Raw genomic sequence first — 18,308 nt, 5'->3', positions numbered from 1 at the left:
TATGCTACAATGACAATTAATGAAATTTTATGAAAGAAGGGACCTCTTTGAAGCGGGAATTCTTGATGCGCTGGACGTTTTATTTTGCCGGTCTGTTGATTTTGTCTTTCGGGGTATCGTTAACCATTAAAGGAAAAGCTCTCGGCATCAGCCCTTGGGATGCCTTTCATTATGGGCTTTTTCAGCATTTCGGACTTTCTGTCGGCCAATGGTCCATCGTGGTCGGCGCGGTCATCGTGGCTTTAACCTGCCTGTTCACGAGGACACTCCCGAAAATCGGCGCTATCTTAAACATGGTGCTGATGGGAATGTTTATTGATTTCTTTTCGTTTCTGCTTCCTGAGACGCACGCTTTTTCCTTAGCGGCCGTGTTTTTTTCTATTGGATTGCTGCTGATCGGCTGCGGCGTCGGTATTTACGTATCAGCAGGGCTCGGCGCGGGCCCCCGGGACTCTCTGATGATGCTGATATCTGAAAAAACAGGCTGGAACGTGCAATGGGTGCGGAACGGCATTGAGCTGACGATTCTTGCTGCAGCCTGGATGATGGGCGGACCTATCGGTGCCGGAACCATTATTACGGCTGTTTTGACGGGGCTGATTCTGCGTTTTTCTTTGCCGCAGTCCTCTAAACTGTTAACATACGCGATCTCCGGGCGGGCAACGTCCGTTCATTAAAAACAAAGCCGAAACGGTTTTGTTTTTTTATTTTCGGACAGCTTTCGTCAGATATGATAGGATGGTTTTGACAATATTTTCAGACGGAGGATCTGGACATGAAGATTTACGGAGTATATATGGACCGCCCGCTTTCTGCAGGGGAAGAGGATCGGATGATGGCGGCCGTGTCCGCCGAAAAGCGGGAAAAATGCCGGCGCTTTTACCATAAGGAGGATGCTCACCGCACCTTGATCGGCGACATGCTGATCCGCACCGCTGCGGCGAAGGCTTACGGACTTGATCCGGCCGGGATTTCATTCGGCGTCCAGGAATACGGAAAGCCGTACATCCCCGCGCTTCCGGACATGCACTTTAATATTTCCCACTCCGGTCGCTGGATCGTGTGCGCTGTTGATTCAAAACCGATCGGCATTGATATTGAAAAAATGAAGACCGGCACGATTGATATCGCCAAACGGTTTTTTTCGCCGACGGAATACAGTGATCTGCAAGCGAAACACCCCGATCAGCAGACCGATTATTTTTACCATCTGTGGTCGATGAAAGAGAGCTTTATCAAACAGGCCGGAAAAGGGCTTTCCCTGCCGCTTGATTCATTCAGCGTCCGCCTTAAAGACGACGGCCATGTGTCCATTGAGCTCCCGGACGGACATGAACCTTGTTTCATCCGCACATATGAGGCGGACGAGGAGTATAAGCTGGCCGTTTGTGCGGCGCATCCCGATTTTTGTGACGGGATTGAGATGAAAACGTATGAAGAGCTGCTGTAAGCATAGAAAAAGGAGGGTGTCCCCCTCCTTTTTTGTCAGCCTGATATTTCCGCCTGTTTCTGCAGCTGCTTTGCTTCTTGATAAATTTCTTCGAACAGATCCGCGATGTGTTCCTCTTCAACACATGAAAATGCGATTCGCAAATCGGTTTCATTAATGGATATCGTCCCGATTCCTCTCTTTTCAAGCAACGACACTCTCAATTCGCCGGCGTTTATGTCTTTCAGCCGGACACACATGAAATAACCAGAGTTAAACGGGTAAGGCGTCCATACGTCATCATAGTGCTTGTTTTCTGCAAGAACGGCTTTCACTTTGTCAGCCCGTTTTTTCATGATGTTATATTTCAGCGATTTTTCTTTCTCGTATTCCGGTGACTGCATCGCCCGCAGCATAAACGTTTGGGACGGGTGCGGGGCGCTTGAAATCGTTCCCCTGATAATCCCTTTTGTTTTTTCCTCGAGCACGCGCAGCGCTTTTTCGCTTTTTGTGCTGTACGTAATAAAACCGACGCGGAAGCCCCACGCGTAATTTTCCTTCGTCGCGCCGTCTATTTTCACGCAAAGCACCCGGTCGTGCACTTGGGCGAGTTTGCTGAAGATGGATTCCTGAATGGCCGTTTCATCGTAAAACAGATTATAATACGCATCGTCTACGAGCACGACAATCTCTTTACCGGCCTCCGCCGCCTCCAGAATCACGCTGACGATTTCTGCCGCTTCCTCTTCCCCCGGCGTATAGCCTGTCGGATTATTCGGGAAATTCAGCACGACAATCGCCTTTTCTTCCTGCTTTTTCAGCAGCTCGGACAGCCCCGCCGCATTAAAACGCCCATCCTGCTGAAAAAGCGGGTACGTCTCAATGGATGCCATGCGCCGGACACCGAAAATGAAATTGTAATTTCCCCAATATTTATCAGGCAGAAGCAGCGTATCCCCTTCATTGACGAACAAGTCGGCGGCGATGCTCAGCCCGTGTGTTAAAGCGTTTGTCACGATCGGCGTGCTGATGTCTTTGCCGGCTAATGAAGGATTTTCGAGACGCATTTTTTTCAGCCATTCCTGTCTGAGCGGCTCTTTTCCCTGCGGCGGAGCATAATCGTAGATATCATCGGGGTTATAGGCGGACAGTGTCTCTTGAATATGGGAAAAGTGCATGGACTCGCCCTGTGAGGTGGCAATCCCGATCGTGGCATTATACTTTCCGGCCTTGGCTTTCGCTTCCGCCGATTGTGTCAGCACCCCTTTCGGATAAAACAACTCTCTGCCCAAATCAGAAAGCATATGAAGCACGTGCGGGTTTTCTTCAGATAATGTTCTGTTCAGCTCTTTTGCTGCATCATTCATGTACGACAATCCCTTCAAAATTATATTCCATCAAATCATAACATAAAATTTTTGATAAATGAGAAAACTCGCGGGCAGATTTTGTTACAAAAAACAGACAGCGAATGCTGTCTGTCATATCCTATAACAATTGGCCTGCAGTGCTCCTGTTAATAATCTCATAGATTCGTTCCGCCACTTTTTCAGTTTCACTTAATATGAACATGTGGCCGTCCGAAAACTCATGAAATACGGGATTGTCGGCCCATTTTTTCCATCCGTCCGCATCTTTGATACATTTTTTATCTTTCCGCCCGTTAAATATATGGACGGGTGATTGAATGATGTGAGAATCAGACGGACGGAAGCTTTCAAGCGCGCGGTAGTCGGATCTGAAAGAAGGCAGGAAAAATGACATGACCTCCTTATTCTCCACTAACTCCTGCGGCATTCCGCCAAGCTCGATAATATGGGCGAGAAATTTTTCATCATCAAGATGAGACACTTTTTTCCTTTCCACATGCGGCGGCTGAATGGCTGAGATGATCACGGCCTGCGGGTAAATGCCCTCCCGCTCCAGCTTTTGCGCCAGCCTGAAAGCGACCATGCCTCCCATACTGTGGCCGAACAGCACAAACGGGCGGTCGGGATGGAGATTCAACTCCTGCTTGTATAAACTGACAAGCTGTTCAAAATCCTCAACGGCGGACATTTGATTTGTTCCGTGTCCCGGCGGTTCCGCGGCAAGCATCTCACACTCACCTTGAAGGTAGGTGTGGAGCGGGCGGAATGATGCGGAATAGCCTCCTGCGAACGGAAAACAGATGAGCTGCGTTTTTTCTGTGGTATCGAACGATTTAAAGAGCTGGACCATTGGCGGGCTTCCTCCTTTTCTATCGTGAAGTTGTCAGCTTCAGATGTTCCTTCTTTAGGAATTCGAGCAAATATGCCGCATTCCTTTCGAGACATTCTCCCTGAAGCATTTCTGCGTGCGTGCCGCAGCCTTTTTTCACACGGTATTCACCTGTCGTGGCTTCCTCCCACGAAGCGAGCCACGGCGGCATCGCAAAGTCCGGTTCTGACGTTAAAAGATCTATATCCGCATTGACCGTGCCGGTGCTGACGGTATGCACAAAATAAGAATAAAACGCGTATGTTTTTTTGGCGAGACCTTCTTTGACAGCTTCGTCATTCAGCGCTTCATTGTCCCGGTTTACCTTCATCAGCGCCTGGACATCACTTTCTACGGTGCGGCCTTCCAAGTCGCTGACGCCTTGTTTTTTATAGGAATCAACCATGATCAGCCGCTCCACTTTACGGCCCCCTGCTTCAAGGCGTTTGGCCGTTTCAAAGGCGAGCGTGCAGCCTGCCGAGTATCCGAACAGCTTGACCGGTCCTTCCGGCTGGAGCTGATTGATCAGCTCTGTGTAGCGTTCGATGCGGTTGTCTTCCTCAATAAAATCAAACGCACAGATTTTATAGCCGGACAGCTGTTTTGCCAGCGGCTGGTACATCAGCCCGTAACCGAGAACCGGCGGGAACGCAAACAGTGTGTCAGACTGATTTTTATTCATGATGGTGAGATCTTTCATTCCTTTTTCTTCACCGTGAAGCAGATAACCGGCAATGTCTGCGATTGTCGTCGCTTCGAATAACAGCTGCACCGGAATGTCCGTACCGAGCTCTTTTTTAATGCGCGACGCTGCCGTCATCGCTTTTAAGGAATGGCCTCCGAGCGCGAAGAAATCATCATGAATCCCGATCTGCTGTCTGCCGAGGATGTCGGACCAGATGTGTGCAATCGTTTCTTCCGTCGCGTTTCGAGGCCCGATCCATTCTTTCGCCGCCTGAGCCTGATCCGGTTTCGGCAGCTGCCGTTTATTGACCTTCCCGTTTGTCGTTAAAGGAAGCTCCTCTAAGAAAGTAAAGGTTTGCGGCACCATGTAAGCAGGAAGCTGTTTTTTCAGGTGCCTCTTTACGTCTTCAGCTGAAAGCGGCGTCCGGTTCACGAGGTAGGCGTTGATTGATGCATCTCCAGACTCATGGCGGTCTGCAACAACGACCGCATCTTTCACACCCGGGTATTCCTGCAGCTGCTTTTCGATTTCTTCAAGCTCAATCCGGTGTCCGCGTATTTTGACCTGATCGTCAATACGCCCGGCGTATTCAATTGTTCCATCCGGCAGCCAGCGTGCTAAATCCCCTGTGCGGTAAAGCATTTCTCCCGGCTTGAACGGATTTGGGATAAACGTTTGCTTCGTCAGGTCATGACGGTTCAGATACCCTTTTGATACACCCATTCCGCTGATGCACAGTTCACCGACAGCTCCAAACGGCTGAAGCTGATTTTGCCCGTTAAGAATATAAACACTGGCATTGCTGATCGGCTTTCCGATCGGCAATGAGGAAAGGGAATCCGGTATATCATGCACGACGTGAGCTGTCGCAAACACCGTTCCCTCAGTCGGCCCGTAGCAATTAATCAGCTTGCCGGGCCCCATGATCTCAAGCGCCTTTCTGACGTGAGGCACTGACGCGCGCTCCCCCCCGAATAACACACAGCGAAGCCCCTTCAGCCACTCCTCTCCCGCATCGGTGAGAAGATTAAAAAGTGCGGTTGTCGCAAACATGACATTGACATTCTCCTGCCGGATCAGATCAGTGAGCCGTTCTGTATCAAGCAGTGTATGTTCATCTGCGATAATGAGCCGTGCCGCATTCAGTATTGATGCGTAGAAATCAAAGGTAAATGCGTCAAAGGCGTAATTGGAAACAGATAAGAACGTATCTTTTTCAGAAAATGCCATGTAGTCTACATGCTTGACCAATCCTTGAATATTGGCATGAGTGGTGATATTGCCCTTCGGCTTTCCGGTTGTGCCGGACGTATACATAATATACGCCGGATCATCGGGATCAATTGCGGCTGCAGGATCGCTTGCCTGTTCCTCAAACCGTGCTTGATCATCGATGATGAGTGTTGTTCCTGTATACGGCAGCTGAGCCGCTTTTTCTTTCATCTCCTGATGTGTCAGCAGACAGGCTGCCGCACTGTCAGCCAGCATGTACGAGATTCGGTCCTCCGGCAGCTTCGGATCAACCGGCAGATAAGCCGCTCCCGCTTTTAATACGCCGAGAATGCCGATCACCAGCTCAAGCGAGCGCTTCGTGTACAACGCGACAACAGTGTCCTTACCCGCACCTTGCTTTTGCAAACGGCGCGCAAGACGGTTCGCTTCCTCATCTAATTCACGATAGGAAAGAGTCTGGCCGGAATACGTAAGCGCCGGTGCATCTGGATTTACATTCACCGCTTCCTTGAACCAATCTGTCAGAGGCTTCGCCTGATGAGTCTGAGCCGGCGGGTTTAAGCCGGTAAGCAGAAGCTCTCTTTCCTTTTCATCAACAAGTCTGATCGTATTGACAGGCTGATCCGGCTTCTGGATGAGCTGCTGAATCGCTGTGAGAAGCTGAGATTTTAAGCGCAGGATAAACGCCTCATCAAACACATTCCCGTTATAGGCAAGCTTAATCAGCATCTCATCACCTGGAGAAGCCATCAGGTTGAGATCATAATTCGATTTCTCAAAAACATGGACGTCCTCCATATCAAAGCCGTTTTCACTGTTTTCTTCATTTTTTGCATCCTGAAGCGGATAATTTTCAAACACAATGATGTGGTCAATCAGCTTTGGCTGATCGGCCTGGCTTTGGATGTCATAGAGCGGCACATATTGATGCGGCTCAGACTGCAGCGATTGTTCCTGCAGCTGCTTGAGCAAGCCGTTAAATGTAGTATCCTCAGACAGCCTCACCCGCCTCGGGACAGCATTGATAAACAGCCCGACCATATGTTCAACGCCTTTGATTTCTGCGGGACGCCCGGAAACGACTGTGCCGAAGATCAAATCGCCGGACTGCTGGTAGCGGCTGATTAATACACTCCAAACCGCCTGAAGCGCCGTACTCAAAGTGGTATGCTGCGATTTTGCAAGCTCGGTAAATGCTTTTGTTTCCGCCTCCGGCAGTGAGAAGAGCAGCTCTTTCGGCTCATAGCCGTCCTTTTGTTTCTTTTTTTGCTCCGCAAATGTCGTTTGTCCTTCAAAATCTTCTAAGTACCCGCGCCAGTAATGCAGTGATGCTTGTTTATCCTGCTTTTCAAGCCACTTGATATAGTCTTTATACGGTTTGACCGGCGGCAGGCTGTACGGCTTTTGTTCACGCAGGGCATTGTATACCTTAAACAGATCCTGCACGACGATGCCGAAGCACCAGCCGTCCAAAATGATGTGGTGGTAGCTCCACACCCATTCAAAGCTTTCTTCCGATTTTTTAAAAATGGCTGCCCGCATCGGAATATCCCGCGTCAAATCAAAGCCCTTGATCTTATCCTGTTCTTTGTATTCATTGATTTTGGCTGTTTGCTCGCTGTCCGTTACATGTGTCAGATCGATTTCTTTTATCTGAAACTGCCTTTTTTTCAATACGACTTGGACCGGCCTTTTTACTTTTTCGTGAATGAACACGGTACGAAATACATCGTACCGGTCCATGATCACATTCATGCTTTCTTCAAGGCTTTTGATATTCAAGCTGCCTTTTACTTTCATTGTCATTTGTTCGATGTAAAAACTTTGGCCGGGATTCAGGAGAGTATGAAACAGCATTCCCTCCTGCATCGGCGACAAATAATACATGTCCTGAACCTGATCTTTGCTGAATTGGCTCATCTGCTCCGCTCCCCCCTTCTATGATCTGTTTTTGTCACGTTAAATTCTCCTCAAGCATGTCAAAGATGTCTCCCATTTCATCCATCTCAAGATCCTGCGCGCTGAAATCGCTCGGCGTAAATTCTTTCTCCTCTTTGGCCGTGCAATGGCGGATGATCATTAAGAGATTGTCTTTAAACCGCTGCATCTGTGTTTCGACGGTGCTTCTTTCATATTCTTCCTGATTGTATGAGCAGGAAATGACGAAGCGGCCGCCTGTAACCATCCCGCTGAAGCTCAGTGCGTATAACGCCTCTGACTCTTCGCTGACTTGACGTCCCATATCATATGGAGACGGCTCAAACCATTCCGTTTTCACTTCATTGTCAAACTGCCCCAAGTAGTTAAAACTGATTTCAGGCGCGGCGCCTTTTTCTGTTTCATCGGATGACAGATACCGGAGAATCCCGTATCCTACACCTTTATCTGGAACGCGCCGCACCGTCTCTTTTACCGTTTTAATGACGGAAGAGACGCCGTCTTCCTTGCTGATCTGCAGAATCAACGGATATTGGGCCGTAAACCAGCCGACCGTCCGTGAAATATTGACATTCGGTATGATTTCTTCCCGGCCGTGTCCTTCTAAGTTGATGCCGACTTTGCCGTTTTCCGTCCATTCACCGATCGTTAAGCCGAGCGCGCTGAGCAGAATGTCGTTGATTTCCGTTCCGTACGGATGATGAACATCTGTGAGCAGCTGTGCCGTTTCTTCCTCAGTCAATTCACATTTCACGGCCGCCGTATGTTTGACGAGCCGTTTGTTCGGATCATGGTCTTTCGGCAGCGGCTGAAGTTCTTCCGCATCTGCCTGCGCCCAATAAGCCGCCTGCTTTTTCAGCTCTTCTGATTGCGCAAACGTGTTCAGCGCCTCCGCCCAATCTTTAAAGGAGTGGGTTTTCTGCGGGAGGACGATGCTGTTTTGCTGCTGCGCCTGTTTATAACCTGAAGCGAAATCCTCAAGCAGAATTCTCCATGAAACCCCGTCCACGACGAGATGGTGAATCGCGATTAACAGATGATCGCCTTGTTCTGTCCGGTATTGCTCCGCTTTTAACAGCGGGCCGTTCTCCAGATCCAGACTTCCCTGAAGATGATCGGCAAGCCGCTGAATCTGGCTTTTCAGCATATCCTCGTCAGTTCCGTACAGATCAACGATTTCAAAGCTTGCCTTGCATTCTGTGACAGGGAGGTATGTCTGAATGATGCCTTCCCTTTCTTCACAGTAAACCATGCGGAGCGCATCATGGTGTTCAATCAATGCTTGCAGGGTTTTTTCCACCAGGTCCGGATCAAAGCCGTCTTTCGCGTGAAGCATGACGGATTGGTTCCAGTGGTGTTTGTCGGTAAAGTTTCGTTCAAAGAACCAGCGCTGAATCGGCGTTAACTCCGCTTCGCCTTCGACAGGTCCCTGGTCGGCCTGCTTGCCTTCCGTCCGCTCCACATAGGAGACGAGCTCTTCGATGGTCGGATGCTGGAAGAGATCTTTCATCTCCAATTTGTAGCCGTGCTGGTTCAGACGGCTCGCCATTTGGATGCCTTTGATCGAGTCGCCGCCGAGCGTGAAGAAATTGTCGCTTACGCCGATCTGGTCAAGACCGAGCACTTCCTGCCAAATGTCTGAAAGCAGCGTCTCCATCTCCGTTTCCGGCGCTTTATATACGGCGCTTCCCGCTTCAATGTCAGGCGCCGGCAGGGCTTTTTTGTCAATCTTTCCGTTTGCGGTGACCGGAAGCTCGTCCATCTCCACCCAGAACGCCGGCACCATGTAGTCAGGCAGCGTGTCTTTCAGCGCGGATTTGAGCGCTTCAATATCGTCCTGCTGAGGCGCGACATAGGCGCAAAGCGCGGTATTGCCCGCTTTGTCTTCCACCGCCGTCACCGCTGCGTCATGAATGTCCGCAAGCTGGGCGAGGCGGACTTCGATTTCTGAAAGCTCGATCCGGTAGCCCCGCACTTTGACCTGCTGGTCAATACGCCCGATGTATTCGATGCCGCACTGTGCGTTCCACTTGACGAGGTCGCCGGTCCGGTACATGCGCTCGCCGGGCACGAACGGATCTGCGGTAAACCGCTTCGCCGTTTCTTCCTCACGGTTCAGGTATCCGCGCGCCAGACCGCGGCCGGCCACACACAATTCACCGGCAATGCCTTCCGGCTGCACCTGATCGCCGTCGCCGAGAATATAAACTCTCGTATTGGCAATCGCCCGTCCGATCGAAAGCGATTCTTCCTCCGGATTGATGACGCCGCTTGTCGCGACGACGGTGTTTTCCGTCGGGCCGTAGTTGTTGACGATCATGTACGGCTGTTTCACCGCCCGCTTCAGCTTGTCGCCGCCGACGAGAAGCATGCGGAGAGAGGTATTTTCCAACTCCATAAATTGTTCGGCCAGCTGTGTCGGCAGGAAGGTGATGGTCACGCCGTTCTCCTCGAAATAGTGATTTAAGCGGGTGATATCCAGCCGGATCGCTTCGTCAATGACGTGAAGCTCCGCGCCGATGGTCCATGTCGGGAACATTTCCCAGATGGAGGCGTCAAAACCGAAGCCCGCGTATTTGGCGCTTTTATCATCCGCCGTCATGGCGAATGCGTCGTGATGCCAGAAGCACAGGTTCACCAGCGCATGGTGTTCGACCATGACGCCCTTCGGCTGCCCGGTCGTTCCTGACGTGTAAATCATATAAGCGAGATGATCCGCCGTTGTTTCCGTCTGCGGGTTCGCTTCATCGTTTTCATCAAGCGGCAGGCTCAGAATGGAGCGGCGGCCGTCAAGCAGAATCGTTTCTCCGTTGTAGCTTTCCGGCACGTCGAGCGCTTCCTGTGTGAGAAGAAGCTTGGCGCCGCTGTCCTGCAGAATGTAGCTGATCCGCTCTTCCGGGTATTCGGGGTCAATCGGCACAAATGCCGCGCCCGCTTTCAAGACGCCTAGTACGCCCGCGGCCATTTCCAAGGACGGTTTCGTCAAAATGCCGACACGTTCGTCAGCCGTGACGCCGCAGTCCATGAGAATACGCGCGATGCGATTCGCCCTTGCGTTCAGCTCGCCGTACGTCCATTTCGCGCCGTTGTATGCCGCGGCCGGCCGGTTCTCGTGGCGGGCGGCCGTTTCCTCAAAGAGACGGTGAACCGTTTTGTCCCGCGGCACAGAAATTGTTTTTCCTTTCCATGCGTCAAGGAGGGCTTGTTTTTCAGCATCGCTGATCAGTGAAATCTCAGGCAGCTTTCTGTCCGGACTTTCTGCCGCTTGCTTCAGAATCCGCAAGAACCCGGCGCTCCACTTTTCAATTGTTTCTTTTTTAAACAGATCAGTCGCATATTCAAACTGAAGGCCGAGGCCTTCTTGATCCGTAAAGCCGCCGAGTGTCAGATCGAATTTCGCCGTGCCTTGGTTCGACTCATACGGAGTGATGCGCAGGTTCTCCAGTTCCAGTGTTTCTTTATCCGGATCTTCTGTCGTCACCATCACCTGGAACAATGGGTTACGGCTCATATCTCTCGGCAGGTCAAGCTTTCCGATCAGATCTTCAAACGGATAATCCTGATGCGCCAGCGCGTCGAGATTGGTTTGTTTCACCCGTTCGAGCAACTCGGCAAAGGTCTGCTCTTTTTGCGTTTCATTGCGAAGCGCAAGCGTATTGACAAACATCCCTGGCATTTCCTGAACTTCGGCGCTCGTTCTTCCGGCGGTCACCGAACCGATAATGATATCGCGCTGCCCCGTGATTTTGCTCAAAAAGACATGGAACGCGGCGTGAAGCACCATATGAAGAGTCGCTCCCGATGATTCCATTAATTCACGCACCGCTTTTTCCGTTTCACGCCCCGCTCTGAAACGGACGGATTGTCCTTTAAAACTTTGAACCGGCGGACGAGGGAAATCGGTCGGCAGATTCAATTCAGGAAGCTCGCCGGAAAATGCGGAGAGCCAATAACGCTCATGGTCTTTCATCCGTTCGGCCTGCTCGGGTTCATTCTGCCAGACGGCGAAGTCTTTATAGTGCAGGTTCGGCGACGGCAGGCTTCCGCCTTTGTAAAGATGAGCGAGCTCTTTGACCAGCATGCTTCTGGACACGCCGTCGGCAATAATATGATGCATATCCAGCAGCAGCAGGTGTTTCTTTTCATTCAGTCTGACAAGAGCGGCCCGAATGAGCGGAGCCGCACTCAGATCGAACGGCTTAATGAATGCCTGAATGATAAGATCCGCTTTCTCCTCGTCTGCTGCTTCAAAGATGTGCAGGTCGATGTCAGCCTGTTCTGCGATCTGCTGCATCGGGCGGCCGTTTTGATCGATAAAGGACGTCCGCAAAGACTCGTGGCGATTGATCATCTGATTGAGCGCTTCCTGAAGTCTTGAAATATTGACTTCTCCTTCCATCAGAAGAACGGACGGCATATTATAACTGATTGTCTCCCGGTCAAGCTGGTTCAGGACGTACATCCGTTTTTGGGCGGATGATAACGGGTACGCGTCTGCACTGTCGGCCGGTGAGATCATCCGATATCCCTCAGATACCGCTGATTTTTCGATATATGCGGCAAGCAGGCGGACAGTCGGCTGTTCGAACAGCGCTTTTAACGGAACCGTTTTGTCCAGTTCAGCCTGAATATTGGCGAGGAGCATCATGCCTTTTAAAGAGTGCCCGCCGTAATCGAAGAAATTATCGTCGATGCCGAGCGTATCCGTACCGAGTGTCTGTTTCCAAATGCGGCACAGCTTTTCCTCCAATTCCGTTTCCGGCAAGGCTGAAACTGTTTGCGCCGTTTGGCTGACGCCCGGTTTCGGAAGGGCGTTTTTATCGGTTTTTCCGTTGGCTGTGAGCGGAATGCGGTCTACTTGCATGAAATAAGCCGGAAGCATATGAGACGGCAGTGTTTCGGAAAGCCGTTTGCGAAGCTCAGAGCCTTTCAGCTCGCTGTCGGCTTTATAATACGCGCACAGTTCCGGCAGCCCGCCTTCGCTGACTGCGAGAACGACCGCCTCCTGAATGCCGTTTACGCTTAACAGCACAGTTTCAACCTCTTTTAATTCAATGCGGTAGCCCCGGATTTTCACCTGATCATCCGCACGGCCGATAAATTCAATCGTCCCGTCAGGAAGCCTGCGGACGACATCTCCCGTTTTGTACATCAGGCTGTCCGGTGAAAAAGGATTTGAGAGAAATGTCTCCGCCGTCAGCTGCGGACGGTGAAGATATCCTCTGGCAAGCCCCTTCCCGGTAATATAAAGCTCGCCGCTTGCGCCCGGAGGAACGAGCTGCATTGCTCCGTCCAATACAAGCGCGCCGGTATTCGCGATCGGGCGGCCGATGACGGGACGCTGTTCATATTGATCAAGGCGCTCCATATTGATCCGTCCGGCAATGGCGCCGATCGTCGTTTCCGTCGGCCCGTAGTGATTGATGAAGTCGGTATGGGCGTATACGTCATGAAACTTGCGGACATCGGACGTGATGATCTTTTCTCCGCCGAGCACCACTAAACGAAGCGGGCTGAAACGGCGTTCTGATGTAAAACGGGCTGTATTGACGATCATATGGAACAATGACGGCGTCAGTTTCATATACGTAATGCCGTTTTTCTGTATATACTCACCAAGCTGATCAGGCGCGGTGTACGTCTCTTTCGGCACAATGTGCAGCTCGCCGCCCGCCTGAAGAATCGGGAATATAGCCGTATAGCCGAGATCAAATGCGTAAGAAGACAGCAGCACGGATTTGTCAGCTTCGGTCAAACCGGCTTCACGGCTGAACCATGTGACATAATTGATTAGATTGCGGTGCTCCAGCTGGACGCCTTTCGGTTTGCCCGTTGTTCCCGAGGTATAAATGATATATGCAAGCTGGTCGGCGCCGGGCTCCGTTTCAAGCCGGTCGGCGCTTTCGTTCTGCCATTCTCCGTCTTCCATTACGACCGTTTTTCCTTTATAAACGGCGGCCGCGGTCATGTTTCTTTCATTGACGACCAGAAGCTTCGTTCCGCTGTCTTCAAGAGAGTAGCGGATTCTCTCTTCAGGAGTCTCCGGATCAATCGGGAGAAATGCCGCTCCGGCTTTCATGACGCCGAGAATCGCGGTAATCAAGTCGGCCGAACGATCCATCATAATGGCCACAATGTCCTCACTGCCCGTTCCGCAAGCCTGAAGGTGGCGGGCAAACCGGTTCGAGCGTTCATCAAGCTCACGATATGTCAGACTTATTCCGCCCGCAACCGCCGTGAGATCAGGCGTTTTTTGCGCTTGCCGTTCAAACAGCGAAACAAAAGTGCCCTCAGGCAGATCCGCTTCCGTACGTTTTTCATCAGAAAGGAGCGCTTCCCGTTCAGGAGCGGACAGCAGGCTTGCGTCGGCCAGCTGAATATCCGGATTTTCAGCGCAGGCTTTAATCAGATTGACAAAATGAGCGCTCCAGCTGCGGATGGTTTCGTCCGCAAATAAGGCTTTCGCGTAATCAAAGCTCAATCCGACCTCTTCTCCGCGCTCAGCCGCTTCTAAGGAAAGATCAAATTTAGCGACATGATGATGCATGGAGTATGAAGAAATCTCCAAATCTCCGAGCCGCAGGGCCGGGATCTCCATGTTCTGCATATTAAATAACACGCTGAACAGCGGACTCCGGCTTGTGTCCCTCGTTAACGGCAGTTTTTCAATTAATTCTTCAAGCGGATAGCTTTGATGCTCAAAAGCTTGAAGGCTCGCCGTTTTCACCTCATCCAGAAATTGTTTGAACGTTTTTTTGCCGGCAGGATGCGACCGAAGCGCAACTGTGTTGACAAACATGCCCGGCACGTCTTGGAGATCAGGATGCTGTCTTCCGGCCGCCGGAGACCCGACTATGATGTCTTCCTGCCCCGAATATTTGGACAGCAGCACTTGAAAAGCGGCTAACAAGAACATATACATCGTCGTATCCGTATCAGCCAGCAGCTTCTTAATCTGCGCCGTCACCTGTTTATCAAGCCCGAAGATGACGCGTTCCCCTTCAAAACTGCGCTCGGCAGGACGCGGGAAATCAAGCGGCAGATCCAACACCGGCAGATCGCCTTTGAACGTATCAAGCCAGTAGGCTTCGTGCTGGTCGAGATTTGCTTTTTCACGCTGCCAGACTGAAAAATCCTTATAATGAATCTTTGGCAGCGCAAGCTCCGTGCCTTGATAAAGCTTCGCAAGATCACCGATGAAAATGCCCATTGAGCTTCCGTCCGTAATAATGTGGTGCATGTCAATCAGCAGAAGATGCCGGTCTTCTTCAAGCCGGATCAGCTTCGAACGGACAAGCGGCGCGCGGTTGAGCGCAAACGGCCTGATAAAGGCTTTTGTCAGCTCTTCTGCATCTTCTTCCCGGCCCTCGGCGGTTTCAAGCTCAAACGACACGTTTTTGTGAATGGTCTGCACGACTTCTCCCTCTGCCATGTCAAATGACGTACGCAGTGTCTCATGACGGTTGATTAATGCCTGCATGGCCTCCTCAAGACGCTTTTTGTCTACTGACCCTTCCAGCAAAAGTACAGCAGGGACGTTGTAGCTCGTGCTGGCCTGTCCGAGCTGATTAAGGATATACATCCTGCGCTGTGCTGAGGAAACAGGATAATGCTTCTGATAAGGCGCTTGTCGGATCGGTTCAAACTGCTGCTCCTCCTCGCTCTCATGCTGCAAATAATGCGCTAGCTCCTGAATGGTCGGCTTTTCAAATAACACTTTAATCGGCACTTCTTTTTGAAAGTGCTCCTGGATTTTAGCGGTCATCATCATGGCTTTTAAAGAATGTCCGCCAATCGTGAAGAAATTGTCAGTCACACCCGCTTTTACACCGAGAATGCCTTCCCAAATGTCGGCGAGTTTCTGCTCCGCTTCCGTTTTCGGTGCTTCGTATTCTTTTTGAACAGCTTCAGCCTGAGGCTCAGGCAGCGCTTTTTTATCAATCTTTCCGTTCGCCGTCAGCGGAAACTGATTCATCTGGATGAAGTGCGCGGGAATCATATATTCCGGAAGTGATTCCGAAAGCGTTTTGCGCAGGTCTTCCGGCGAAAGGGCTTGGTCTGCGGTAAAGTAAGCGCAGATTTCATTTTCATCCGCTTTATTTTTCCGGATCACAGCCGCAGATTCCGTCACATTCTCCGCCTGGCTGATTTTCGCCTCGATTTCGCCGAGCTCGATTCTGAAACCGCGGACCTTTACTTGGTTGTCAATTCTGCCGAGAAACTCGATCGTGCCGTCCGGAAGCCACTTCGCCAAGTCCCCCGTCCGGTATATCATTTCATCCGGTCTGAACGGATCGCGGACAAACTGCTTCTCCGTTAATTCAGGCAGATTCACATAGCCTCTTGCCACTCCGCTTCCGCCGACGCACAGCTCACCGGGCGCGCCGATCGGCTGGAGGTTGCGGTTTTCATCCATAATGTACGCAGTGGAATTTCCGATCGGCTTCCCGATCGGGATCGAGCCGTCGTAGTCCTGATCAATGAGAAAACTCGTCGAAAACGTCGTATTCTCCGTCGGCCCGTAGCCGTTCCAAAGCGACAGCTCCGGTGATGCCTTCCTCACTTTGCTGACGATATGCGGCACAAGCGCGTCACCGCCGATGATGAGGTGCCGGAGCGTGTTAAACATGCCGGCATCCTTTTGGGCAAGCTGATTAAACAGCGGAGACGTCAGCCACATGGTCGTGATCCGCTGCTCTTTCAGAAATTGGGCGAATTGTCCGGCGTCAAGCAGCGTCTCTTTTTTCACCGGGTGCAATGACGCTCCGTTCAGCAATGCGCCGAAGACTTCGAAGGTTCCGGCATCAAAGCTGACGGCTCCCGTTTGCGCCATCCGGTCTTCTTCATGAACCGGCACGTAATTCGAATGTTTGACGAGCCTGATGATATTTCTGTGTTCAATCATGACGCCTTTCGGTTTGCCGGTCGATCCGGATGTATACATGATATACGCCAAGTCGTTGCCGCCGGCCGGAAGATTCAAGTCTGTTCCGCTTACCGTTTCATCCGCGCTTTCATCCAGCATGACGACCGGGACTTGCAATGCGCCCGCTTGTTCTTGATAGTCCTGAACTGTCAGCACGAGCCGAATCGAGCTGTCTTCCGCCATAAAGCGGAGACGGTCCTCCGGAAAAGCCGGATCAATCGGCACATATGCGCCGCCTGCTTTTAGGACGGCAAGCATTCCGACAACGGTTTCCGCAGACCGGTCGTTCATAATAGCGGCGGTCCGGCCTTTTTCCAGCCCGCTCTTCACAAGGTGTCTCGCCAGGCGGTTGGCCGCTTCGTTCACTTCACGGTAGGTCCATTCGCGTCCCGCTTCTTTTATCGCGATGCTTGCAGGCGTCCGGTTTGCCTGTGCTTCAAACAAACGGTGAACGGCCTCCTCTTCCGGAAGCGCCGTTTTCGTATCATTGAATACCTCAACAATCTGCCGCTCTTCTTCGCCTGAAACAAGGCCGAGTTCCTGCACGGGCGCGTCAGGCGTTCCGACCGCCGCTTTCATCATGCGGGTCAGATGGTGCGCCGTTCGTTCGATGGCATCATGAGCGAAAGCCGCTCCGTTGTATTTGATTTTGACAGTCCACGTTTTTCCCGGATACACGATGAGATTGAAATCAAAGCTCGTCTGCTCAAAAGCATGTTCAACTTTAATGGAAAAGCCGAGTCTTTCCTCCATGCCCCCGTTTTCCAGCTCTTTGTCCAGCGGATAGTTTTCAAACGCGACCAAATGATTTAAGAGGCTGCCATCCAGGGCGGAGCGCTTTTGAATGTCATAGAGCGGCACATAATCATAGCGCTCAGCTTCCACGGCGTTTTTCTGAACTGCCGCCATCACGTCCGAAAAGGTTGCATCTTTGTCAATCTTGATTCTGACGGGAATTGTATTGATGAACAGCCCCGCCATCGTTTCTATGCCGTTGATTTCTGAAGGACGGCCTGATACGACGGTGCCGAACACCACATCGTCTGTATAGTTGTATTTGCTGAGCACCGCACCCCAAACGGCCTGAAACAGGTTAGGCCCCGTGACTTGATGCCGGTTGGCGGTCTGCTGAATCTGCGCGACCAGCTCTTCATCCCAGACAAAAGAATATTCTTCATTTTGGTAGTCTTTCTTTTCTGCTGCCAGACGGCCCGGGAGCAGGCTCGGCTGTTCGAAATCCGCCAGTCGGCTGCTCCAATATTGTTCCGCCTCCTCATAATCCCGGCCTCCGAGCCATTTGATATAGTCAGAGTAAGGTTTGCCCTGGCTTCCCCCGGCGGGCCGGCCGGCACGAAGCGCTTCATAGTTTTGGAACAGGCTTTTCATCAAAACGCCCATACTCCAGCCGTCCATGACGATATGATGATTGCTCCAGACGAGATACAGCTCCTTCTCACTGAGTCTGAACACCGCTGCTTTAAAGAGAATATCTTTCGCCAGATGAAAGCCCTGCTGCTGCACGCCGCGTTTATAGCGTTCAATATATTCGGTTTGGCGCGCTTCATCTAATTGACTGATATCTTCATAGTGCACCTTCGTCTTCCGCTCGGCTAATACGACTTGGCGCGGTTTTTGAAGCTGCTGGTGCACGAATACCGTACGCAGGATGTCATATGTCCGGATCAGCTCATTGACGCTTTTTTCAAAAAGCTCCAGCTGAAAGCTTCCGTGAATCCTAAGCTCTAATTGTGTGAAGTAGGAGGAAGAATGCGGATCAAGCAGCGCATGATACAGCATTCCCTCCTGCATCGGTGTGAGTGCATACACCTTTTGAATCGATTTTTTGCTCATATGTCACC

6 protein-coding genes and 2 pseudogenes are annotated in these 18,308 nt (G+C 51.2%); 2 read left to right on the top strand and 6 right to left on the bottom strand.

From position 1 onward, the window contains the following. Window positions 1-47: 47 nt before the first annotated feature. Both JNUCC22_RS01825 and JNUCC22_RS01820 read left to right on the top strand, forming a co-directional pair. Complete coding sequence (locus JNUCC22_RS01825) at window positions 48-677, top strand: YczE/YyaS/YitT family protein (RefSeq protein WP_015239140.1); 630 nt, start codon at window positions 48-50, stop codon at window positions 675-677. Between the two features lie 98 nt (window positions 678-775). Beyond that, on the top strand, window positions 776-1,450 hold the full coding sequence (locus JNUCC22_RS01820; RefSeq protein WP_216062078.1) for a 4'-phosphopantetheinyl transferase family protein: 675 nt from the start codon (window positions 776-778) through the stop codon (window positions 1,448-1,450). Between the two features lie 35 nt (window positions 1,451-1,485). On the opposite strand, the gene JNUCC22_RS01815 is transcribed toward JNUCC22_RS01820, so the two are convergent. The 6 genes and pseudogenes from JNUCC22_RS01815 to srfAB (JNUCC22_RS19435) all read right to left on the bottom strand — a co-directional run. Next, the gene (locus tag JNUCC22_RS01815; RefSeq protein WP_216062077.1) at window positions 1,486-2,796 is read right to left on the bottom strand and encodes an aminotransferase class I/II-fold pyridoxal phosphate-dependent enzyme; all 1,311 of its coding nucleotides are present in this window, start codon (window positions 2,794-2,796) and stop codon (window positions 1,486-1,488) included. A 121-nt stretch (window positions 2,797-2,917) separates the two neighbouring features. Next, window positions 2,918-3,649, bottom strand: coding sequence for a surfactin biosynthesis thioesterase SrfAD (gene srfAD / locus JNUCC22_RS01810; protein ID WP_012116775.1), 732 nt, complete (start codon window positions 3,647-3,649; stop codon window positions 2,918-2,920). Window positions 3,650-3,668: 19 nt separating this feature from the next. After that, complete coding sequence (gene srfAC / locus JNUCC22_RS01805) at window positions 3,669-7,505, bottom strand: surfactin non-ribosomal peptide synthetase SrfAC (protein ID WP_216062076.1); 3,837 nt, start codon at window positions 7,503-7,505, stop codon at window positions 3,669-3,671. 34 nt (window positions 7,506-7,539) lie between these two features. Continuing rightward, window positions 7,540-15,081: pseudogene (gene srfAB / locus JNUCC22_RS19445) on the bottom strand (surfactin non-ribosomal peptide synthetase SrfAB); the annotation flags it as partial. Beyond that, a complete protein-coding gene (gene comS, locus JNUCC22_RS19440; protein WP_012116773.1) occupies window positions 15,027-15,191 on the bottom strand; it encodes a competence protein ComS in 165 nt (54 codons plus the stop codon). The gene comS and the pseudogene srfAB (JNUCC22_RS19445), both read right to left, overlap by 55 nt. 16 nt (window positions 15,192-15,207) lie before the next feature. Then, window positions 15,208-18,300, bottom strand: a pseudogene (gene srfAB, locus JNUCC22_RS19435) (surfactin non-ribosomal peptide synthetase SrfAB); the annotation flags it as partial. Window positions 18,301-18,308: the final 8 nt, after the last annotated feature.

This window comes from Bacillus sp. JNUCC-22 (assembly GCF_018861275.1).
In the GTDB taxonomy this organism is placed as follows: Bacteria; Bacillota; Bacilli; order Bacillales; family Bacillaceae; genus Bacillus; species Bacillus velezensis.
This window is presented reverse-complemented; position numbering and strand designations above follow the sequence as displayed.

Bases quoted from the DNA above. Each gene is read 5' to 3' on its own strand.
- JNUCC22_RS01820 (WP_216062078.1), top strand. From the start codon at position 776: ATGAAGATTTACGGAGTATATATGGACCGCCCGCTTTCTGCAGGGGAA.
- JNUCC22_RS01815 (WP_216062077.1), bottom strand. From the start codon at position 2,796: ATGAATGATGCAGCAAAAGAGCTGAACAGAACATTATCTGAAGAAAAC.
- srfAD (WP_012116775.1), bottom strand. From the start codon at position 3,649: ATGGTCCAGCTCTTTAAATCGTTCGATACCACAGAAAAAACGCAGCTC.
- srfAC (WP_216062076.1), bottom strand. From the start codon at position 7,505: ATGAGCCAATTCAGCAAAGATCAGGTTCAGGACATGTATTATTTGTCG.
- comS (WP_012116773.1), bottom strand. From the start codon at position 15,191: ATGAGAGCGAGGAGGAGCAGCAGTTTGAACCGATCCGACAAGCGCCTT.